This window comes from Desulfovibrio sp. 1188_IL3213 (genome assembly GCF_036763145.1).
In the GTDB taxonomy this organism is placed as follows: Bacteria; Desulfobacterota; Desulfovibrionia; order Desulfovibrionales; family Desulfovibrionaceae; genus Desulfovibrio.
Genome location: NZ_JBAIYR010000269.1, coordinates 1 through 3,214 on the forward strand (window position 1 = coordinate 1; position 3,214 = coordinate 3,214).

The 3,214-nt window shown below is 59.7% G+C and carries 3 protein-coding genes and 1 pseudogene; all 4 read left to right on the plus strand.

What is annotated here, in order from left to right; all coding sequences use genetic code 11:
- Window positions 1-356: 356 nt before the first annotated feature.
- Complete coding sequence (gene rplU, locus V6C16_RS10015; RefSeq protein WP_015939251.1) at window positions 357-665, plus strand: 50S ribosomal protein L21; 309 nt, start codon at window positions 357-359, stop codon at window positions 663-665.
- Window positions 666-810: 145 nt separating this feature from the next.
- The gene (gene rpmA, locus V6C16_RS10020) at window positions 811-1,080 is read left to right on the plus strand and encodes a 50S ribosomal protein L27 (protein ID WP_015939250.1); all 270 of its coding nucleotides are present in this window, start codon (window positions 811-813) and stop codon (window positions 1,078-1,080) included.
- 815 nt (window positions 1,081-1,895) lie between these two features.
- Complete coding sequence (obgE, locus tag V6C16_RS10025; RefSeq protein WP_333535249.1) at window positions 1,896-2,996, plus strand: GTPase ObgE; 1,101 nt, start codon at window positions 1,896-1,898, stop codon at window positions 2,994-2,996.
- 17 nt (window positions 2,997-3,013) lie between these two features.
- Window positions 3,014-3,214: pseudogene (locus tag V6C16_RS10030) on the plus strand (glutamate 5-kinase); the annotation flags it as partial.

The following is a 3,214-nucleotide window of genomic DNA, read 5'->3' on the forward strand; positions in this document are numbered from 1 at the left end:
GGATGTAAAAAGCGTGTCGCCGTGGGCGCGGGCCAGGCCGCGCCCGTCATGGGTCAGGCTTTCTATATGAAGGGTAATGGTATCGTTCATCGCCCTAAAACATAGCAGCGCAAGGGCAGTATGCCAAGGAAAACTATCAGGAAAAACTATGGATTTGGTTGCAAGTGCGGTAAGAATGCGCGTTCTGGAGGATTTTTGCTTGTATCGTGGCGGCCCTTGGGGTAAAAGCGCCGTGCGGCTGCATGCCGCCGCCCCGGGGCGGCGGCGGCGCGTCCTTGCCGAAAAAATGCGGAAGGCGCTTGACATTTGCCGTGCAATAGGGCAAATATGCCTTTCTCTTTTTGGAGGTTGATATCATGTACGCGATTATCGAAACCGGCGGAAAACAGTACCGCGTTGAAGAAGGTTCCAAGATCGTTGTGGAAAAGCTCGCGGCGCAGGCCGGAAGCGAAATTTCCCTGGACAAGGTGCTGATGGTCGGCGGCGCCGAATGCAAAGTCGGCGCTCCCTATCTTGCCGGGGCCGCTGTTACGGCGGAAGTGGTGGATCACGGGCGCGGCCCCAAGATCAAAGTGTTCAAGCGCTGGCGCCGCAACGACTCGCGCAAGATGCGCGGTCATCGTCAGGACTTCACCACCATTCGCGTCAAGAGCATCAACGGCTAGAACCTTTTAAGGGTTCTGGCGGGCGTGAGGGCGAACGCCCGATGTCCGGATGTGCGGGTTCCATACGGAGCCGGTTTGTCCGGTTGAGCGAAAAATTTACTCGCCCAGGCTGAGCTTCAGGGTTCAGCGCACCAGGGAGGCTATTATGGCTCAAAAGAAAGCAGGCGGCTCTTCGCGTAACGGCCGCGACAGTGTAGGCCAGAGGCGCGGCGTTAAACGTTTCGGCGGCCAGCGTGTTCTTGCCGGCAATATTCTGGTGCGCCAGTTGGGCACCACTGTGCACCCCGGCGTCAACGTGGGCATGGGCAGGGATTTTACCCTGTTCGCCAAGATTGATGGCGTGGTGCGCTTTGAAAAGTATATCCGCAAGCGCCGCGTGCTTACGCGCGTGCATGTGGAGGCGGCCGCCAGCTAGCGCGGCCGCGTGGGATTTGTTTATAAGGGAAGGGGCCGCAAGGCTTCTTCCCTTTCGGTGTTTGTGCGTTGCAAAATACGCCGACGCGAACATGCCGGGGCGCATGCTTTGTGACGGGCCGTCGGGCCTTTGAGGCTTTTTGTTCGGGCATGCGTTTTGGGTCCTGTTTGCTGTGGTCCGGGTTGCCCTGTTGCGGTCAGCCCGGTTCCGATTGGGACAGGCGCGGGCTGCTCAGATTCTGCCCGCTGAGGTCCGGTGTTTGGTTCAGGATATGGTTCGGTTTATGGCAGATCGGCCGATCAGGCCAGGCGTGGGCTGCACCGGTGCTTGCAGCGTTTTTTGAAACTGCTTCGGTGGCTGCGCATGTAGGCGTCTGCTGCGGCTGTTGCCGGAGGCTGATTGCAGGTGGGAGCACTCGCATGTGCGCCGTAAAGTGCTGCGAAAGCGCTGCAAAACCACTGACAAGCGTATAGAGCGCGCTGGTGCACGTTGAGAATATATTTTCTCAAAGGCAGCATGCTTTTGTGCGCACATGCGGTGAACGCCATAGCGGTGAACGCCAGACCGGCTGCCGCACTCGCGGGATTTGTCCCGATGTGCGGATTTTTTCCTGCGCCGCAGAACTGCTGCGCGAGGCGTGTTTCTCCGCATGCGTGAAAGGGGCAGGCCTGTCGTGTGCAGGTAGAGTGCGGTGCTGCCCCACCGGGCATTTGGGGATGTTGACGCGCGGGGTGGGCGTTTGCCCCGGCCGCCGTGCGGGCAGGGCAAAAACAGCTTGAGAAACAAGCCCGTGAGCATCGGGCAGAGGATATTACATGAAATTTGTGGATGAAGCCAGAATTCAGGTGCGCGCCGGTAAAGGCGGACATGGCTGCCTGTCGTTCCGGCGTGAAAAATTTGTGCCTCGCGGCGGCCCGGACGGCGGCAACGGGGGCGATGGCGGCTCTGTGTACCTCAGGGCAGACAACCGTCTGCTTTCACTGTACGATTTTCGGCTCAAGCGTCTGTATGAGGCGCAGAACGGTCGCCCTGGCGAAGGCAGCCAGTGCGATGGCCGCAAGGGCGAGAATCTGGTTCTGAACCTGCCTGTGGGAACGCTGGTATACGCTGAAGGCCCGGAAGGCGAGGTGCTGGTGGCCGACCTGAGCGAGCCGGACACGGAAGTGCTGGTGGCGAGCGGCGGCCGGGGGGGCAAGGGAAATGAGCATTTCAAGTCTTCCACCATGCGCGCGCCGCGTTTTTCGCAGCCCGGCGAACCTGGTGAGGAGTTCAGTCTGCGGCTTGAGCTGAAAATTTTAGCGGATGCCGGTCTTATCGGCTTGCCCAACGCCGGAAAGTCCACTTTTATTTCGCAGGTTTCGGCCGCGCGGCCCAAGATTGCGGCCTATCCCTTCACCACGCTCACACCCAACCTGGGCGTGATGATTGATGAGGCAGACCCGGACAAGCGCATGGTTATCGCCGACATTCCGGGCCTTATTGAAGGGGCGCACGAGGGCCTTGGCCTTGGCCTGCGTTTTCTCAAGCATGTGGAGCGCACACGTTTTCTCGTGCACATTCTCAGCATCGAGGATGTGGGCGATGAAGACCCCTGGGCGGGCTTCACCCTGGTCAATGAGGAATTGCGCCGTTTCGACGAGGAACTGGGCGAACGCAAGCAGATCGAGGTGGTAAACAAGATCGACCTCGCAAGCCCTGAAAGGTTGGAAGCTCTGAAAGAGCGGGCCAGGGCTGACGGGCGTCAGGTCTACTTTATTTCGGCCCGTGATGGTCTGGGACTTGAGCCTCTTGTGCAGGAGCTTTGGCAGGTGTGCGAGAGCACCGCGCGCAATGAACCGATTGTGCGTCTGGAAGGCCCCACCGAGGTGGAAGAAGAGGAATTTCCCGAAATTGAAGTTATCTATACCCGCGAATAGCGGGTTGTGGAGCGGATATGAGCAGGCAGCGCCCACTTGGTACGGCGGCCGAAGCCGAACAGCCGGAGCAGTGCGACAAGTGTCATTCTGAAGAAGAGCGGTCTGAAACCTGGCAGCAGGAGCGCGCGCGCGTTCTGGCTCAGGCGAGGGTGATTGTGGTCAAGGTGGGCAGCGCCGTGCTGACGGACGCCACCGGCTTGAGCAGTCCCGTGCTTGCG